Here is a 15550-nt window from a genome sequence, read left to right as displayed (position 1 = left end):
CGTCCGGTGATCGACCTGGCCGATTGCATCCCCGTGGACTCGTACGAGATCCCCGAGCGCCACCGCCAACGGGTCCAGCTGCGCGACCACACCTGCCGCTTCCCCGGCTGCACCGTCAGCGCGACCCGCTGCGACCTCGACCACTCCGTCGAGCACGCTCGCGGCGGCCCGACCTGCCCCTGCAACCTCGTCCCCCTGTGCCGACGCCACCACCGCGCCAAGACCTTCAGCCTCTGGCGCTACGTCACCATCCAGCCCGGCCACTACCTCTGGCTCTCCCCCAACGGCCGCCATTTCCTGGTCACCCCCAAGGGCCCCCGGGTCCTCGACACCCCGCGCCCCCTCGACCCCGACGACTACTAGCCGCCCCGCCCCACACCCCGCCCACCGGGCGGGGCCACAGGCATGTCCGCTGCCACTGGTCGAGGTGTGAGGCGCCCCAGCGCCGACCGACCGCCGCTGGTTGAGGTGCGAGGCGCCCCAGCGCCGAGCCTCGAAACCAGTGGCCCGGTCCACCCGACTGTGCCCGCCACAGCCCGCCATCAGGGCCCGGAGGTTTCGAGGCTCCTCGBTAGCGCTCGTCGCACCTCAACCACCGGGAGTTAGGCCGAAGCGAACCCGAGGCTTGCCGCCAGACGGACTGTGCCACCTACCGGAGCCAACTGCGGCGCGGCAGCGTGGCGCCCGCGCCGAAGGTGCGTCGAGGGCAAGTGCGGGCCGAGCTTGCGAGTGCCCGCGCGCAGCCCTCGACAGGCGACACGCTCGCGCCRGACAACACAGGGCGGCGSGGACGMCGYCSGKGCSGSCMMCCGCGCCGMCCAGCCGACCGGCAGGGCCCCGCAGTCAAGGACGCCGAAGGCGCCGCGCAGCGGGCGAGCGCAGCGAGCTCCTTGACGGCGGGGGGCGGGCTACGGTGCGCGGCCGCCGACCCCAACCACGAGGCAACGCTCACGCCGGTGGTTGAGGTGCGAGGCGCGCCAGCACCGAGCCTCGAAACCAGCGGCCCCGGCGCACCGGACCGCGCCGGACACAGACCCTACGGAACACAACCGGCGACGCGCCTGCGCCATGCGACAGGATGTCCCCATGCCTGCCTACTGGATCAGCAACTACCGGGAGATTCTCGACGCCGACAAGCTGGCGGCGTACGCCGCGCTGGCGGGGCCGGCGCTCGTGGAGGCGGGTGGGAAGTTTCTCGCGCGTGGGATGCCGGAGCAGGTGTACGAGGCGGGGCTGGAGCAGCGCAGCGTGCTGATCGAGTTCGAGAGCGTCGAGGCGGCGGTGGCGGCCCACGACTCGGCGGCCTACCAGGAGGCGCTCGCGGCGCTGGACGGCGGCGCGGTGCGCGACCTGCGGATCGTGCCCGGGGCCTGAGCGTGCGGCTGCGGCGGGGGCGGCCGGACCTGGCCCGGTACGCCGACCGGTTCGACGTGCCGGAGGCGACGGGTGACTTCGCCGTCACGTTCCTCGGCGTGTCGACAGTGCTGCTCGACGACGGCGAGACGGCGGCGCTGACGGACGGGTTCTTCTCGCGGCCGTCGCTGGCGCGGGTGGCGCTCGGGCGGATCGCGCCGGACGAGGCGCGCATCGACGCGGCGCTGCGGCGGGCGGGGATCGACCGGCTCGCGGTGGTGGCGCCGGTGCACACGCACTTCGACCACGCGATGGACTCCCCCGCCGTCGTACGACGGACCGGGGCCGTGCTGGCCGGCGGCTCGTCCGCGGCACAGGTCGGGCGGGGTGCCGGGCTGCCGGAGGACCGGATCCGCGTCGTGTCCCCCGGCGAGCCACAGGCGTTCGGGGACTTCCGGCTGACCTGGCTCGAGTCGGAGCACTGCCCGCCGGACCGCTACCCCGGGACCATCGAGGCGCCGGTGGTGCCACCCGCGCGGGCGGGTGCCTACCAGTGCGGTGAGGCGTGGTCGATCCTCGTGGAGCACGCGTCGGGGCGCACGGCGCTGGTGCAGGGCAGCGCCGGATTCCGCCCGGGCGCGCTGGCGGGGCGGCAGGCTGACGTGGCCTACCTCGGGGTGGGGCAGCTCGGGGTCCAGGACCGCGCCTACCTGCGTGCCTACTGGGCCGAGACGGTCGAGGCGACCGGGGCCCGCGAGGTCGTGCTGCTGCACTGGGACGACTTCTTCCAGCCGCTGCACCTGCCGCTGCGGGCGCTGCCCTACGCGGGCGACGACCTCGACGTCACGATGGAGGTGCTGGGCGACCTGGCGCGCCGCCAGCGGGTCGGCCTGCACCTGCCGACGCTGTGGCGTCGCGAGGACCCGTGGAGGTCGGCCGGCTAGGACCTCTCGGCCGCGGCGGCGGGCTCGTCCTCGACGACCCGGGAGATGAGCACCGTGCCGATCTTGTTGCGGCGACCTGCGGTGCGCTCGGCCTCGAAGCGCAGTCCGTGGGCCTCGACGACCGAGCCGGGGATCGGCACGCGGCCGAGGTGCTTGGCGAGCAGGCCGCCGACGGAGTCGACGTCCTCCTCCTCGATGTCGAAGCCGAAGATCTCGTCGAGGTCGTCGACCGGGTAGCGCGAGGAGACCCGCACCGGGCCGTCCTCCTCGCCGATCCGCTCGACCTCGACCTCGGCCTCGTCGTACTCGTCGGTGATCTCGCCGACGATCTCCTCGAGCAGGTCCTCGATGGTGATCAGGCCGGCGGTGCCGCCGTACTCGTCGACGACGATCGCGACGTGCTGGCGGCGCGCCTGCATCTCGCGGAGGAGGTCGTCGACCGGCTTCGACTCGGGCACCCAGTGCACCGGGCGCATGATCTCCTCGACCCGCTGGGTGAGCTCGACGTCGGGGTCCTCGAAGTCGCGGCGGACGACGTCCTTGAGGTAGGCGAAGCCGCGCACGTCGTCGAGGTTCTCCCCGATCACGGGCACCCGGGAGAAGCCGGAGCGCAGGAACAGCGACTTGGTCTGGCGCAGGTTCTTGTGCGCCTCGATGTAGACGACGTCGCCGCGCGGGACCATCACCTCGCGCACGGTGGTGTCGCCGAGGTCGAAGACGGAGTGGATCATCTTCCGCTCCTCGGCCTCGATCAGCTCGCTGGCCTCGGCGATGTCGACGAGCTCGCGCAGCTCGGTCTCCGTGGAGAACGGGCCCTCGCGGAAGCCGCGGCCCGGCGTGATCGCGTTGCCGACGAGGATGAGCACGCGGGTGACCGGGCCCAGGACCGCGGTCAGCGCGGACAGCGGCCACGACGACCAGATCGCGACGGTCTCGGAGTGCTGGCGGCCCATGGTGCGGGGCGCGACGCCGACGACGACGAAGGAGACCAGGAGCATCACGCCGATGGCCAGCGCGGCGCGGGCCCACCACGCGGCGTCGACGTGCTCGTCGACGTGCAGGGTGACCAGGACGATGGCCGCGGTCTCGCACAGCAGCTGCAGGAGCAGCGCGGTGTTGAGGTGGCGCGGTGCGTCGTCGAGGACGGCGACGAGGCGACGGGCGCCGCCGCGACCCTCCTGCTGCAGCTCCTGCGCGCGGGCGCGCGAGAAGCCGGCGAGCGCCGCGTCGGCGGCGGCGAAGAGTCCGGCGAGGACGACGAGGACGGCCGCTGCGACGAGCGGCCAGAGACTGCCGGCGATCATGCCTTCCCCCGACCCCTGGGCGTCAGGAGGCCGCGAGGTGGTCGCGCCACTGGGCCAGCAGCTGGTCCTGGAGCCCGAACATCACCTTGTGCTCCTCGGGCTCGGCGTGGTCGTAGCCGAGGAGGTGCAGGATGCCGTGCGTCGTGAGCAGCTCGAGCTCGGCGAGCGTGCCGTGCCCGGCCGCGGCACCCTGCTTCTCGGCCACGGACACGCACAGGACGAGGTCGCCCAGGACGCCCTCCTCGGGCTCCTCGTTGACCAGGCCGGGCCGCAGCTCGTCCATCGGGAAGGCGAGGACGTCGGTCGGCCCCTCCTTCTCCATCCACTTCTCGTTGAGCTCGGCGATCGTGGCCTCGTCGACCGCCTTGATGCACAGCTCGGCGAGCGGGTGGACGCGCATCTGGTCCATGACGAAGCGGGCGAGCCGCGCGAAGTGCTTCACGTCGAGCCCGGAACCGGACTCGTCGAGGATCTCGATGCTCACTCCGTGTCGTCCTTCGTGGTGTCGGTGTCGAACCGGCGGTTCTGGCGGAGGTCGCGCTGGACCTCCCGCTGCGCGTCGAAGTCGTCGTAGGCGGCCACGATCCGGGCGACGAGCTTGTGGCGCACGACGTCGTGGCTGGTGAGCCGCACGAAGGCGAGGTCGTCGACGCCGTCGAGGATCTGCTCGACCACGCGCAGGCCGGACTTCGTGCCCGACGGCAGGTCGACCTGGGTGACGTCGCCGGTGACCACGATCTTGGACCCGAAGCCCAGGCGGGTCAGGAACATCTTCATCTGCTCGGGCGTGGTGTTCTGCGCCTCGTCGAGGATGATGAAGGAGTCGTTGAGCGAGCGACCGCGCATGTACGCCAGCGGGGCGACCTCGATCGTGCCCGCGGCGAGCAGCTTCGGGATGGACTCGGGGTCGAGCATGTCGTGCAGGGCGTCGTACAGCGGGCGCAGGTAGGGGTCGATCTTCTCGCTGAGCGTGCCGGGCAGGTAGCCGAGCCGCTCGCCGGCCTCGACGGCCGGGCGGGTGAGGATGATCCGGGTGACCTGCTTGGCCTGCAGCGCCTGGACCGCCTTGGCCATCGCCAGGTAGGTCTTGCCGGTGCCGGCCGGGCCGATGCCGAAGGTGATCGTGTGGTTGTCGATCGTCTCGACGTAGCGCTTCTGGTTGAGCGTCTTGGGCCGGATGGACCGGCCGCGGTTGCTCAGGATGTTGACCGACAGCACGTCGGCCGGGCGCTCGGACGTGGACGTCTGGGCACGCAGCATCGCCTCGACGCGCTCGACGACCTCGGGCGTGATGCCCTGGCCGGTGCGCAGGATCGCGACGAGCTCCTCGATGAGCTTCTCCGCGAGCTCGAGCTCGTGCGGGTCGCCGCTGAGGGTGACCCGGTTGCCGCGGACGTGGACCTGGACGCCGAACCGCTTCTCGATGATGCCGAGGTGCTCGTCACCGGGTCCGAAGAGCGTGACCATGTCGATGCTGTTCGGCACGACGACGGTGTGCCGGGTGGCGGTGATCGGGGTGGGTGTTGAGTCGGTCATGGATGCCCGGCGGCGGGCGGCCTTTCAAAGCGGCAGTCGGTCCCCTCCATGCTACGGGAGGGACGCCCGAGGACCCAGCCGTTTGTCAGCCCGGGGGCCAGCTGAGCGGCCGGCCGGCGATCACGTGGCAGTGCGTGTGGAAGACGGTCTGCTGCGCGCCGGCACCAGTGTTGAAGACCAGCCGGTAGTCGTCGTACCCCTCGGCGGCGGCGACCTCGCGGGCCGCGACGGCCAGGTCGGCGAACGCCTGCGCGTCCGCGTCGGCGGTGGCGGCGGCGTTCGGCTGGTGCTCGCGCGGCACGACCAGCGCGTGCAGCGGGGCCTGCGGGTTGATGTCTCGGAACGCGACGGTCCGCTCCCCCTCGTGGACGATCTCGGCCGGGACCTCGCCGGCGACGATCTTGCAGAACAGGCAGTCCGGGTCGCTCACGCTGCCACCTTGGCAGATCGCCGGGAAGCCGTGTCAACCGGCTCCGGGGGTCGGGCGTGGAACTAACGTGACCATCCATGCAGTGCTCGGCGCACCCCACGTCTCCGCCGGCGGCCTCGCCGCGGCGGCGGGGCGCGTGATGGGCGACGCCGACGCCGCGATCGAGGCGCTGTACGTCGCCCACTGGGACCGGCTCGTCCGGCTCTCCGTGCTGCTCGTGCGCGACCAGGGGCAGGCCGAGGAGGTCGTCCAGGACGCGTTCGTGGAGCTGCACCGGCGCTGGGAACGCCTCGACGACCCGGACCGCGCGCTGGCCTACCTGCGGCAGACGGTCGTGAACCGGTCGCGGTCGGCGCTGCGGCACCGCGGCGTCGTCCAGCGCCACCTGGCCCGCCAGCACCGGGTCGACGACGCACCCCCGGCCGACGAGCCGGTGCTCGCCGACAGCCGGCGGCGCAGCGTGCTCGACGCCCTGCAACGCCTCCCCCGGCGCCAGCGCGAGGTGCTGGCGCTGCGCTACTACCTCGAGCTCTCCGAGGCGGAGATCGCCGAGACCCTCGGCATCAGCCGCGGCGCGGTCAAGAGCCACGCCTCGCGCGGCGCCGCCACCCTGCGGCCCATACTGGCCGCGCACGACCTGAAGGACGGCCAGTGATGGCGCACCCCACCGGACCCGACGACCCGATCGACCTGGACCTGCAGCGGGCGCTCGGCGACGCCGTCGCGGACGTGGAGCCCCGGGACCGGCTCGGCGAGATCCGGCGTCGCACCACCCCCAGGCCGCAGCGGTCCAGCCGACTCTGGGCCCTCGTCCTCGGCGCCGGCGTCGCCACCGCCGCGGTGGTCGGCATCGGCGGCTGGCTCGGCACGGTGGGCCTGCCCGGGTCCGGCGACGGCGAGCCCGCTGGCTCCCCCGAGCGCCACGAGGTGGTCGCGACCTACTTCCTGGCCGACACCCCGCTCGGGGAGCGGCTCTTCCGCGAGTTCCGCGCCGTCGCACCGGCCGCCGACGACGAGGCGCGGGTGCTCGCCGCGCTGCGCCTGCTGGAGCAGGACGAGGGCCCGCTCGACCCCGACTACCGCAGCGGGTGGCCCGCCGGCGCGTTCACCGGCGTCGAGGTGAGCGACGGCCGGGTCCGCGTCGAGCTCTCTGCCACCGTCGGCGTCCTGCCCGCCGCACCGGTCGTGCAGCAGGCCGTGCTCACCGCGCAGGCGGCGGTCGGCGAGACCCTCCCGGTCGCGTTCTCCTCGCCCGTCGCGACCCTCGGGCCCGACGCCGGCGAGGGGGTGGCGCGCGACAACCGCCTCCTCGCGCCGGCCAACATCACCGACCCGGTCGAGGGCCACGAGGTCGACGACCTGCTGACGCTGCGCGGCACCGTGGCCAACGGCGTCGAGGGCGACGTCCGCTGGGAGGTCCGCGACGACCAGGGAGTCGCCGTCGCCTCCGGGACGGTCACCCCCGACGACCTGGCCTGGGAGCACACCACCGGCATCGCCGAGGTGCCGCCCGGCACCTACCTGCTGGTCGTCGCCGTCGACACCGACGCCGGCCCGGCCGAGGACACGCGGACGGTCACGGTCCGCTGACCAGTCCCCCCTGCACGGAAGGATCGATCCCATGAGCACCTCCCGCAGCCTGACCCGGCGCCGTCGTACCGTCGCCGCGATCGCCGCGACGCTCGCCCTCGGCGTGCTCGCCGCATGCGGCGACGACGAGCCGGGCGACGCCGCCGGCGACCCGACGTCCCAGGCCGCCGACCCGACGACGGACACCGCGAGCCCGACCGTGCAGCCCGAGACGAGCGACCCGGCCACCGAGGTGCCCACCGACGCGCCCGGCCCCGACGTCATCCCGGTCTACTACGTCGGCGACACGCCGCAGGGAGACCGGCTGTTCCGGGAGTTCACCCAGGCGTCCGGCGTCGACAAGCTGGTGGCGGCCGCGGCCGCCGTCACCACCGGCGACCCGGTCGACCCCGACTACCGCACGCTGTGGCCCACCGGACGGTTCGCGTCCGTCGAGCAGGCGGACGACGCCATCGTGGTGGGGCTGGCCGACGACACCTGGCTCACCCGCGGCCGCCTCGACCGCGCGCGGGCGCGGCTGGCCGTCCAGCAGCTCGTCTACACGCTGCAGGGCACGATCGGCGAGCGGCTGCCCGTCCGTGTCGAGCTGGACGGGCAGCCGGCCGGCACCCTGCTGGGCATCCCCGTGCGCGACGGGCTGAAGGCGCGACCGCAGCTCGACGTCCTCGCGCTCGTCAACATCACCGAGCCCGCCGAGGGCAGCGTGGTGGGCAAGCGGTTCACCGCCTCGGGACGGGCGAGCTCGTTCGAGGCGACGCACATCTGGCAGGTCGAGGACGCCAGCGGCAAGGTCGTGCTGGAGGGCTCGGCCATGGCCGAGGGCTGGATCGACAAGCTCTGGCCCTGGGAGGTGGAGATCGACGCGCGCAAGCTGCCGCCGGGCCGCTACACCTTCGTCGCCCGCACCGACGACCCGTCCAACGGGGAGGGCGGCGGCCCGACCGAGGACACGAAGCGGATCCGGATCGAGTGAGGCTCACCCGGCGGCGGCTCAACCGCACCCTCCTCCTGCGCCAGCACCTGCTGGAGCGGGTGGACCGCACGCCCGCGGAGATGGTCGACCACCTGGTCGGGCTGCAGGCGCAGGAGTCGCTGCCGCCGTACCTCTCCCTCGCGGCGCGGCTCACCGACCTCGACCCGTGGGAGGTCAGTCGCGCGCTGGAGTCACGGGAGCTGGTGCGCGTGCTGAGCCTGCGCGACACGGTGCACCTGCACCTGCCCGCCGACGCACTCACGCTGCCCGTGTGGGCCGCGCCGGTGCGCGAGCGCGAGCTGCGGTCGAGCCAGACGATCGGGGAGGCGCGCACCGTGGACCGGGAGCGGTTCGCGGCCGCGGTGCGCGAGGTGCTGGCCGACGGCCCGCTCCCCCAGCGCACGATGGCCGCCCGCCTCGCAGAGCACTTCCCGGACTACACCGCCGGCCAGCTCGGCCAGGTCGCGCGGGTGGCCGAGGTGCTGGTCCAGCTGCCGCCACGCGGGTGCTGGAAGCCCACCTCGTCGACCGCGGTCGCCTACGACTTCGCCGAGCGCTGGCTCGGCGCCGCGCTGGCCGAGCCCGACGTGCCCGCCCTGGTCCGCCGCTACCTGCGCGCCTTCGGGCCCGCCACCGCTGCCGACGTGACGACGTGGTCCGGGATCACCCGCCTCGCGCCGGTGCTCAAGGGGATGGACGACCTCGTCCGCCACGAGGACGAGGACGGCAAGGTGCTCTTCGACGTCGACGGCGCCCCGATCGCCGACGAGGACGTGCCCGCCCCGGTGCGCCTGCTCGGCACCTACGACAACCTCTGGCTCTCCCACGCCGGCCGCGACCGGGTCACCGAGCGCGAGCGTCGCAACGCGTGGATGGGCGTCACCGGCGCGCAGGCCAGCGCGCTCTTCGTCGACGGCTGGCTCGAGGGCCTGTGGCGGGTCGAGGACGACCGGGTCGTCGTCGACCTGCTCCGCCCGCTCACCCGCGCCGAGCAGGCCGGGCTGGACGAGGAGGTCGCGCTGGTGGAGGCGCTGCTCGCCCGCTGATCAGGCGCCCCAGCGCCCCGTCCGCGACAGCAGGGCGGCGACGGCCGCCACCCCGGCGGTGGAGGTGCGCAGCACCTCGGTGCCGAGCCTGACGGCGACCCCGCCGGCCTCGACGAGGCGGGTGACCTCCTCGTCGGTGAGCCCGCCCTCGGGGCCGACGACGACCACGACGTCACCGTCGGCGGGCAGGGCCAGGGCAGCCAGCGGCTCGGTGGCGTCCTCGTGCAGCACCACCGCCACGTCTGCCGAGCCGACCAGCTCCACCACGTCGTCGGTGGAGGCGAGCGGGACGACCTCGGGGTGCCAGGCGCGGCGGGCCTGCTTGGCGGCCTCCCGGGCGGTGGCCTGCCACTTCGCGAGCGACTTCGCGGCGCGCTCGCCCTTCCAGACCGCGACGCTGCGGCCGGCGGCCCACGGCACGACCCGGGCGACGCCCACCTCGGTCAGCACCTCCACGGCCAGCTCGCCGCGGTCGCCCTTGGGCAGTGCCTGCACGACGGTCACCCGCGGGCGCGGCTCGGGCAGGTCGGCGACCTCCCGGGCGACCACGGTGAACGACTTCTTGGTGGTCTCGCTGACCTCACCGGTCACCAGCCGGCCGACGCCGTCGGTGAGCAGCAAGGCCTCCCCCACCCGCAGCCGTCGTACGACGACCGCGTGGTGCGCCTCGTCGCCGTCGACCGTCACGGTGTCACCGGGCGCGACGCCGTCGAGCGTCGGCACGAGGTGCTGCGGGAGGGTCACAGCGGCAGGTCAGTGTGCGGTGAACGCGTCGCGGAGCCGGCCGAAGACCGACTTGTGGGGCGGGCGCACGTCGCCGGACGGCTGCTCCTCGCCACGGATGGCGGCGAGCTCGCGCAGCAGCTCCTCCTGGCGCGGGTCCAGGCGGGTCGGCGTCTCGACGGCGATGGCGACGACCAGGTCGCCGCGCCCGCCGCGCAGGCCGGGCACGCCCATGCCGCGCAGCACCACCTCGTGGCCGGACTGCGTGCCGGCCGGGATGGGCAGCTCGAAGGAGGTCTCGAGCCCGCTCTCCTCGACGTCGGGGAGGTCGGCCTCGAGCGTGGGCAGGGTGATCGTCGTCCCGAGGGCGGCGGCGGTCATCGGCACCGAGACCGTGCAGTGCAGGTCGTTGCCGTGACGCGAGAACACCGGGTGCTGCGCGACCTGGATCTCGACGTAGAGGTCACCGGCGGGGCCGCCGCCGGGGCCGACCTCGCCCTGCTCGCTGAGCTGGACGCGGGTGCCGGTGTCGACGCCGGCAGGGATCTTGACCGTGAGGGTGCGGCGCGAGCGGACGCGGCCGTCGCCGGCGCACTCGCGGCAGGGCTCGGGGATGACCGACCCGAAGCCGCGGCACGCGGCGCAGGGGCGCAGGGTGCGGATCTCGCCGAGGAAGGAGCGCTGCACGTGGGCGACCTCGCCCGCGCCGCGGCAGGTCTCGCACGGCACCGGGTGGGTGCCGGGCGCGGTGCCCTCGCCCCCACAGGTGGAGCAGTGCACGGCGGTGTCGACCTTGAGCTCGCGGGCCACGCCGAAGGCGGCCTCGGCGAGGTCGACCTCGATGCGGATCAGCGCGTCCTGGCCCCGGCGCGTGCGCGGCCGCGGGCCACGGCCGCCGCCGGCACCGCCGGGCGAGCCGCCGAAGAAGGCGTCCATGATGTCGGTGAACGAGAAGCCGGCGCCCTGGCCCCCGAAGCCGCCGCCGAACGGGTCGCCGCCGCGGTCGTAGGCAGCCCGCTTCTGCGGGTCGGAGAGGACCTCGTAGGCGGCGGTGACCTGCTTGAACCGCTCCTGGCTCTCGGCGTCGGGGTTGACGTCGGGGTGCAGCTGGCGGGCCAGCTTGCGGTAGGCCTTCTTGATGGTGTCGGCGTCCGCGTCGCGGGCGACACCGAGCAGCTCGTAGGGGTCCTGGCTCACTTCATCTCCATCACGTGGCTGAGCGGGGCTCAGCTCTCGTCGAGGATGCGCGACACGTAGCGCGCCACCGCGCGCACCGCCGCCATCGTTCCTGGGTAGTCCATGCGGGTGGGGCCGACGATGCCGAGCGACGCGAGCGCGTCGTCGGGGCCGTAGCCGGTCGCCACGACGGACGTCGTCGCCAGCTCCTGGTAGGGGCCCTCGGCGCCGATCCGGACGGTGACGGCGCCACCGCTCGTCGCCTCGCCGAGCAGCTTGAGGAGCACGACCTGCTCCTCGAGCGCCTCGAGCAGCGGCTTGATCGAGGTGTCGAAGCTGTCGCCGAAGCGGGCGAGGTTCGCCGTACCGCCCACGACGATGCGCTCGTCGGAGCGGTGGTCGCTCATCGCCTCGACCAGCGACTCCACGACCGTGCGGGTGGTGGCGTCGAACTCCGGGTCGCCACCCTCCTCCGGCGGGCGGGTGAGCGCGCCGAGCGCCGCGGCGGCGTCGCCGATGACCTGGCCGGTCGCCGCGCGGTTGATCCGCGAGCGCAGGGTGACCAGCTCGTCCTCGCTCAGCTCGGAGGCCAGCTCGACGTGGCGCTGCTCCACGCGCCCGGTGCTGAGGATCAGCACGAGCAGCAGACGGGTCGGGGTCAGCGCGACGATCTCGACGTGGCGCACCGTCGAGCGCGACAGGGTGGGGTACTGCACGACCGCCACCTGGCGGGTGAGCTGGGCCAGGAGCCGCACCGAGCGGTGGACGACGTCGTCGAGGTCGACGGCCCCGTCGAGGAAGCTGGCGATGGCGCGCCGCTCGGCGGACGTCATCGGCTTGACGGTCGAGAGCCGGTCGACGAAGAGCCGGTAGCCCTTGTCGGTCGGCACCCGGCCCGCACTGGTGTGCGGCTGGGTGAGGTAGCCCTCGTCCTCCAGCGCCGCCATGTCGTTGCGGATCGTCGCCGGCGAGACCTTCAGGTGGTGCCGCTCGACCAGCGCCTTCGAGCCGACCGGCTCCTCGGTGGCGACGTAGTCCTCGACGATGGCCCGCAGCACGGCGAGCCTGCGCTCCTCCTGCATGCCGACCTCCTGACGAAACCTCGTGGACTGCTGAGCTGATCCTGTCGCACTGGCGGTCTTGGCACTCCGCCAGCAGGAGTGCCAATCCTACCCGCGCCCCCGCGGTTCCCGGGACCGGCGACACGGCCCTTCCCCTCGAACGACACGACCAGGTAGGTTAGGCTCACCTAATGAAGCGACGACAGGAGGAAGCGGCCATGTCCSKSSGSMCSGKCCTCRMCKSCSCCSSCGMCGMCGCCCWSSSGCWCGCCGCSRCSGMCSGCMGCAGCGCACTGCTCACCCTGCACAGCGGCCTCGGCTCACCCTCCTCCCCCGACCGCGACGCCGTGCTCACCCTGTCGGGCCGCCTCGTGGCCGACGGGCCCGAGGAGTGCGCGTGCTGCGGCGAGCTGCGCGCCCGCGTGGCGCTCGACCTCGACTTCGCGGTCCTCGACCGCCGGGACGGACCGGCCGCAGGCCGGCTCCGGGTCCCGCTGGCCGCGTTCACCTCCCCCGACCACGACCTCAACCGCGGCTTCCTCCAGCGGGCCGTGGAGCACGCCAACGAGTGCCACCAGGACGAGCTGCGCCGCGCGCTGGCCACCCGCGCCGGCACCCGGCTCGGCGACCTGCTCGGCGTCCAGCTGTGCGGCCTGCGCCCCGACGGCGTCGTGCTGCGGTGGGTCGACACCACCGGCGCCCACCAGCACGAGCTGCGCTTCCCCCGCGCCGCACGCAGCGCTGCCGACCTCGGCGAGCTGCTCCGGTCCGAGCTCCACGAAGGGCTGTGCTGAACCTCCTAGGCTGGCCGCTGTGGGTTTCGAGGAGATAGCCGACCGGGTCTGGGTGCTGCGCCACCCGTGGTACGACCTCAACGTCACCGCGATCGGCGGCGAGCGCGGCATGGTCGTCGTCGACACCCACGCGTCGGCGGTCGCCGCGCGCGAGGTGGTCGACGCACTGGCGCGGCTCGGACCCGCGCGGCCGGTCGCGGTGGTCAACACCCACGAGCACTTCGACCACACCTTCGGCAACGCCACCTTCCTCGAGGAGTACGGCGAGCTGCCGGTCCACGCGACCGAGGAGGCCGCCGCACGCACGGTCCCCGCGGGCGAGCGGGCCAAGGAGGCGTTCCGGGAGTCCGACGACCCGCGTGCCGGGGAGGTGCTCGCGACCGAGGTCCGGCCCGCCGACCACACCTTCTCCAGCGCTGCGGTCGTGGACCTCGGCGACCGGCAGGTCGAGCTGGTCCACCCCGGGCGCGGACACACCGCCGGCGACCTGGTGGTCCGGGTGCCGGACGCCGACGTGCTGCTCGCCGGCGACCTCGTCGAGGAGTCCGCGCCGCCGGGGATGGGTCCGGACTGCTGGCCCCTGGAGTGGGCGACCACCCTCGACCTCGTCCTCGGCCTCCTGACGCCCGCGTCGGTCGTGGTCCCGGGCCACGGGGCCGTGGTCGACCGGCGCTTCGTCGAGGAGCAGTGCGACGACCTGCGCGCCGTCGGCGAGACCATCCGCAACCTCGCGTCCCGCGGTGTGCCGCAGGTCGAGGCGCTCGCCTCCGCGCAGTGGCCCTGGCCCGTCGACCTGCTGCACGACGCGGTCGCCCGCGGCTACGCCCAGCTCCCCCGCGGCGCCCGCCGGCTCCCGATGGCCTGACCGGCGCCGATGCGGGTACCACCCCCGCATGAGCGAGAAGAACGAGGAACCGCGGCTCGGCGTGCCGGACGAGGACCTGCCCGAGGACCTCGTCGCAGACGAGGACAACCCGCTCGCGGAGGGACTGCCCGACGGCGAGACCGTCGAGGGCCTGCTCACCGAGGGCAAGGAGGGCGACGAACCGGTCGAGGGGCCCGACGGCGACGACGCGGCACAGGACCAGAAGCCGCCGATCTGACCGTCACTGACCGTCGCCGACCGGCCCGCGACGCCCGGTGTGACGCACCCGTCGACGGCGCGGCACCACCGGCCGCGCGGCGCCACGACCTACGGTTGTCCGTCGTGGATCGCTACGGGACCGACGTGCTGTCAGGTGACTGGAGGGCGCCGAAGCGCGGCCGCGCGGTGGAGACACCGGCCGACCCGGGCCTGGTGGTCGAGGAGGTCACCACCGACTGGTGCGGCGAGATCGTCGCGGTGGACCGGGACCTGCACACGGTCACCCTCGAGGACCGGCGCCGGAAGCGTCGTACCTTCCCGCTGGGGGCAGGCTTCCTGCTGGAGGGCAAGCCGGTGATTCTCACGGCCCCGGTGACCAGGGCCGCGCCGGCCAGGCCCACGCGCACCGCCAGCGGCTCGGTCGCCGTGCACGACGCGAAGGCGCGCGTCGCCCGCCAGAGCCGGATCTTCGTCGAGGGCCGGCACGACGCGGAGCTGGTCGAGAAGGTCTGGGGCGACGACCTGCGCATCGAGGGCGTCGTGGTGGAGTACCTCGGCGGCGTCGACGACCTCGCCGACCACCTGCGCGACTTCAAGCCCGGTCCCGGCCGGCGGGTCGGCGTCCTCGTCGACCACCTCGTGCCCGGCTCCAAGGAGAGCCGGATCGCCCAGGGGATCATGAAGTCGCCGGTCGGGCAGCACGTGCTGATCGTCGGGCACCCGTTCATCGACATCTGGCAGGCGGTCAAGCCGCAGCGCCTGGGGTTCGAGGCGTGGCCGACCGTGCCGCGCGGCATCGACTGGAAGAAGGGCACCTGCCAGCAGCTCGGCTGGSCGCACCGCGACCAGGCCGACATCGCCCGCGCGTGGAAGCACGTCCTCGGCGGCGTCCGCGGCTTCCAGGACCTCGACCCGGCCCTGCTCGGGCGGGTCGAGGAGCTCATCGACTTCGTGACTGCCCCCGGCTCCTGAGGCCCGGCGGCCGTCAGAGCCCCTCGCGGTAGCGGGCCAGGACCTCCTCGACCCGGGCCTGGTCGCGCGCCTCGAGCGGGACCAGCAGCTCGGTGACCACGTCGGCCAGCTCGGCGATGCGCCGGTTGAGCTGCCGGTTCTCCTGCACCTCGGCCTCGAGCACCCGGACCCGTTCGTGCAGCCGGGCGCGGGCCCGGACCCGCTCCACGACAGGGGCGGGCAGCCGGTCGCGTGCCTGCGCACGCAGGCGGGCCTTCAGGTCGTGGGCGCTCACTGGACTACCTTCCTCGTGTCGGCGGTCCTGGACGGGCCGCTGATGCACCCCAGGTGCCGTCGGGTCACTGCCCTGCTCGCTCGACCCCTTGAGGTCCACGATGAGTTCTGCAGGGCCCGGCGGTCACCCGGGACGCCGTGATCGTCGACAGGGCTGTGCGCCAAGGCCGACCGGATGGCTGGCTGGGAGCGCCGATCAGTGAGCTGACAGACAGATGCGTCCCGGCACCAAGACGAGGGTGCCTCCCCACTGGGTCTAGCAGCGAGGAGGCTGACATGAAGTCTGCCAGC

The 15550-nt window shown here is 73.8% G+C and carries 19 protein-coding genes; 11 read left to right on the top strand and 8 right to left on the bottom strand.

From position 1 onward, the window contains the following. The 3 genes from L615_RS22685 to L615_RS22675 all read left to right on the top strand — a co-directional run. Positions 1–363 (top strand): HNH endonuclease signature motif containing protein (locus tag L615_RS22685; RefSeq protein WP_222430673.1); only part of this gene is annotated, 363 nt, incomplete at its 5' end. Positions 364–1086: 723 nt separating this feature from the next. Beyond that, positions 1087–1374: a DUF1330 domain-containing protein gene (locus tag L615_RS22680; protein WP_145726601.1), complete on the top strand. Its 288-nt coding sequence runs from the start codon at positions 1087–1089 to the stop codon at positions 1372–1374. 2 nt (positions 1375–1376) lie between these two features. Beyond that, positions 1377–2297, top strand: coding sequence for an MBL fold metallo-hydrolase (locus tag L615_RS22675; RefSeq protein WP_145726597.1), 921 nt, complete (start codon positions 1377–1379; stop codon positions 2295–2297). Here the strand turns inward: L615_RS22675 and L615_RS22670 are convergent. The 4 genes from L615_RS22670 to L615_RS22655 form a co-directional block, all read right to left on the bottom strand. Then, on the bottom strand, positions 2294–3601 hold the full coding sequence (locus L615_RS22670) for a hemolysin family protein (RefSeq protein ID WP_028655761.1): 1308 nt from the start codon (positions 3599–3601) through the stop codon (positions 2294–2296). The genes L615_RS22675 and L615_RS22670 overlap by 4 nt on opposite strands. 22 nt (positions 3602–3623) lie before the next feature. Then, positions 3624–4085: an rRNA maturation RNase YbeY gene (gene ybeY, locus L615_RS22665; RefSeq protein ID WP_028655760.1), complete on the bottom strand. Its 462-nt coding sequence runs from the start codon at positions 4083–4085 to the stop codon at positions 3624–3626. Next, positions 4082–5137, bottom strand: coding sequence for a PhoH family protein (locus L615_RS22660; RefSeq protein WP_051485795.1), 1056 nt, complete (start codon positions 5135–5137; stop codon positions 4082–4084). Before L615_RS22660 ends, ybeY begins: the two co-directional genes overlap by 4 nt. 85 nt (positions 5138–5222) lie before the next feature. Beyond that, a complete protein-coding gene (locus L615_RS22655) occupies positions 5223–5567 on the bottom strand; it encodes an HIT domain-containing protein (protein ID WP_028655759.1) in 345 nt (114 codons plus the stop codon). A gap of 67 nt (positions 5568–5634) precedes the next feature. On the opposite strand from L615_RS22655, the gene L615_RS22650 reads away from it, so the two are divergent. Genes L615_RS22650 through L615_RS22635 form a run of 4 tightly spaced genes read left to right on the top strand, consistent with a single transcriptional unit; the run spans position 5635 to position 9176 of the window. Then, positions 5635–6222: a SigE family RNA polymerase sigma factor gene (locus L615_RS22650; protein WP_232221767.1), complete on the top strand. Its 588-nt coding sequence runs from the start codon at positions 5635–5637 to the stop codon at positions 6220–6222. Further along, positions 6222–7157: a Gmad2 immunoglobulin-like domain-containing protein gene (locus tag L615_RS22645; protein WP_028655757.1), complete on the top strand. Its 936-nt coding sequence runs from the start codon at positions 6222–6224 to the stop codon at positions 7155–7157. The genes L615_RS22650 and L615_RS22645 overlap by 1 nt, the downstream gene beginning before the upstream one ends. Positions 7158–7188: 31 nt before the next feature. Continuing rightward, complete coding sequence (locus L615_RS22640; protein ID WP_028655756.1) at positions 7189–8130, top strand: Gmad2 immunoglobulin-like domain-containing protein; 942 nt, start codon at positions 7189–7191, stop codon at positions 8128–8130. Continuing rightward, positions 8127–9176: a winged helix DNA-binding domain-containing protein gene (locus L615_RS22635; RefSeq protein WP_036517727.1), complete on the top strand. Its 1050-nt coding sequence runs from the start codon at positions 8127–8129 to the stop codon at positions 9174–9176. The genes L615_RS22640 and L615_RS22635 overlap by 4 nt, the downstream gene beginning before the upstream one ends. Here L615_RS22635 and L615_RS22630 read toward each other — a convergent pair whose 3' ends face one another. From L615_RS22630 to hrcA, 3 genes are read right to left on the bottom strand one after another with little or no spacing between them, the layout of a single operon-like run. Continuing rightward, complete coding sequence (locus L615_RS22630) at positions 9177–9920, bottom strand: 16S rRNA (uracil(1498)-N(3))-methyltransferase (protein ID WP_028655755.1); 744 nt, start codon at positions 9918–9920, stop codon at positions 9177–9179. Positions 9921–9929: 9 nt separating this feature from the next. Further along, positions 9930–11096: a molecular chaperone DnaJ gene (dnaJ, locus tag L615_RS22625; protein WP_028655754.1), complete on the bottom strand. Its 1167-nt coding sequence runs from the start codon at positions 11094–11096 to the stop codon at positions 9930–9932. A gap of 29 nt (positions 11097–11125) precedes the next feature. Further along, positions 11126–12157 (bottom strand): heat-inducible transcriptional repressor HrcA, encoded by a 1032-nt coding sequence (hrcA, locus tag L615_RS22620; RefSeq protein ID WP_028655753.1) that lies wholly within the window; start codon positions 12155–12157, stop codon positions 11126–11128. Positions 12158–12483: 326 nt separating this feature from the next. Between hrcA and L615_RS22615 the strand changes: the two genes are divergently transcribed. The 4 genes from L615_RS22615 to L615_RS22600 all read left to right on the top strand — a co-directional run bounded on the left by L615_RS22615 (position 12484) and on the right by L615_RS22600 (position 14986). Continuing rightward, positions 12484–12930: a hypothetical protein gene (locus tag L615_RS22615; RefSeq protein ID WP_145726594.1), complete on the top strand. Its 447-nt coding sequence runs from the start codon at positions 12484–12486 to the stop codon at positions 12928–12930. 19 nt (positions 12931–12949) lie between these two features. Next, positions 12950–13795 (top strand): MBL fold metallo-hydrolase, encoded by an 846-nt coding sequence (locus L615_RS22610; protein WP_261376832.1) that lies wholly within the window; start codon positions 12950–12952, stop codon positions 13793–13795. A 28-nt stretch (positions 13796–13823) separates the two neighbouring features. Then, positions 13824–14033, top strand: coding sequence for a hypothetical protein (locus tag L615_RS22605; RefSeq protein WP_145726591.1), 210 nt, complete (start codon positions 13824–13826; stop codon positions 14031–14033). A gap of 104 nt (positions 14034–14137) precedes the next feature. After that, a complete protein-coding gene (locus L615_RS22600; RefSeq protein WP_261376831.1) occupies positions 14138–14986 on the top strand; it encodes a DUF3097 domain-containing protein in 849 nt (282 codons plus the stop codon). A 13-nt stretch (positions 14987–14999) separates the two neighbouring features. Here the strand turns inward: L615_RS22600 and L615_RS22595 are convergent, their stop codons facing one another. Beyond that, positions 15000–15260, bottom strand: coding sequence for a DUF6752 domain-containing protein (locus L615_RS22595; RefSeq protein WP_261376830.1), 261 nt, complete (start codon positions 15258–15260; stop codon positions 15000–15002). Between the last annotated feature and the right edge of the window lie 290 nt (positions 15261–15550).

Origin of the sequence: Nocardioides sp. J9, assembly GCF_007829375.1 — a bacterium.
GTDB lineage: Bacteria > Actinomycetota > Actinomycetes > Propionibacteriales > Nocardioidaceae > Nocardioides.
Note: the sequence above shows the minus strand (reverse complement) of the source record. Positions and strands in the feature narration are given on the sequence as shown.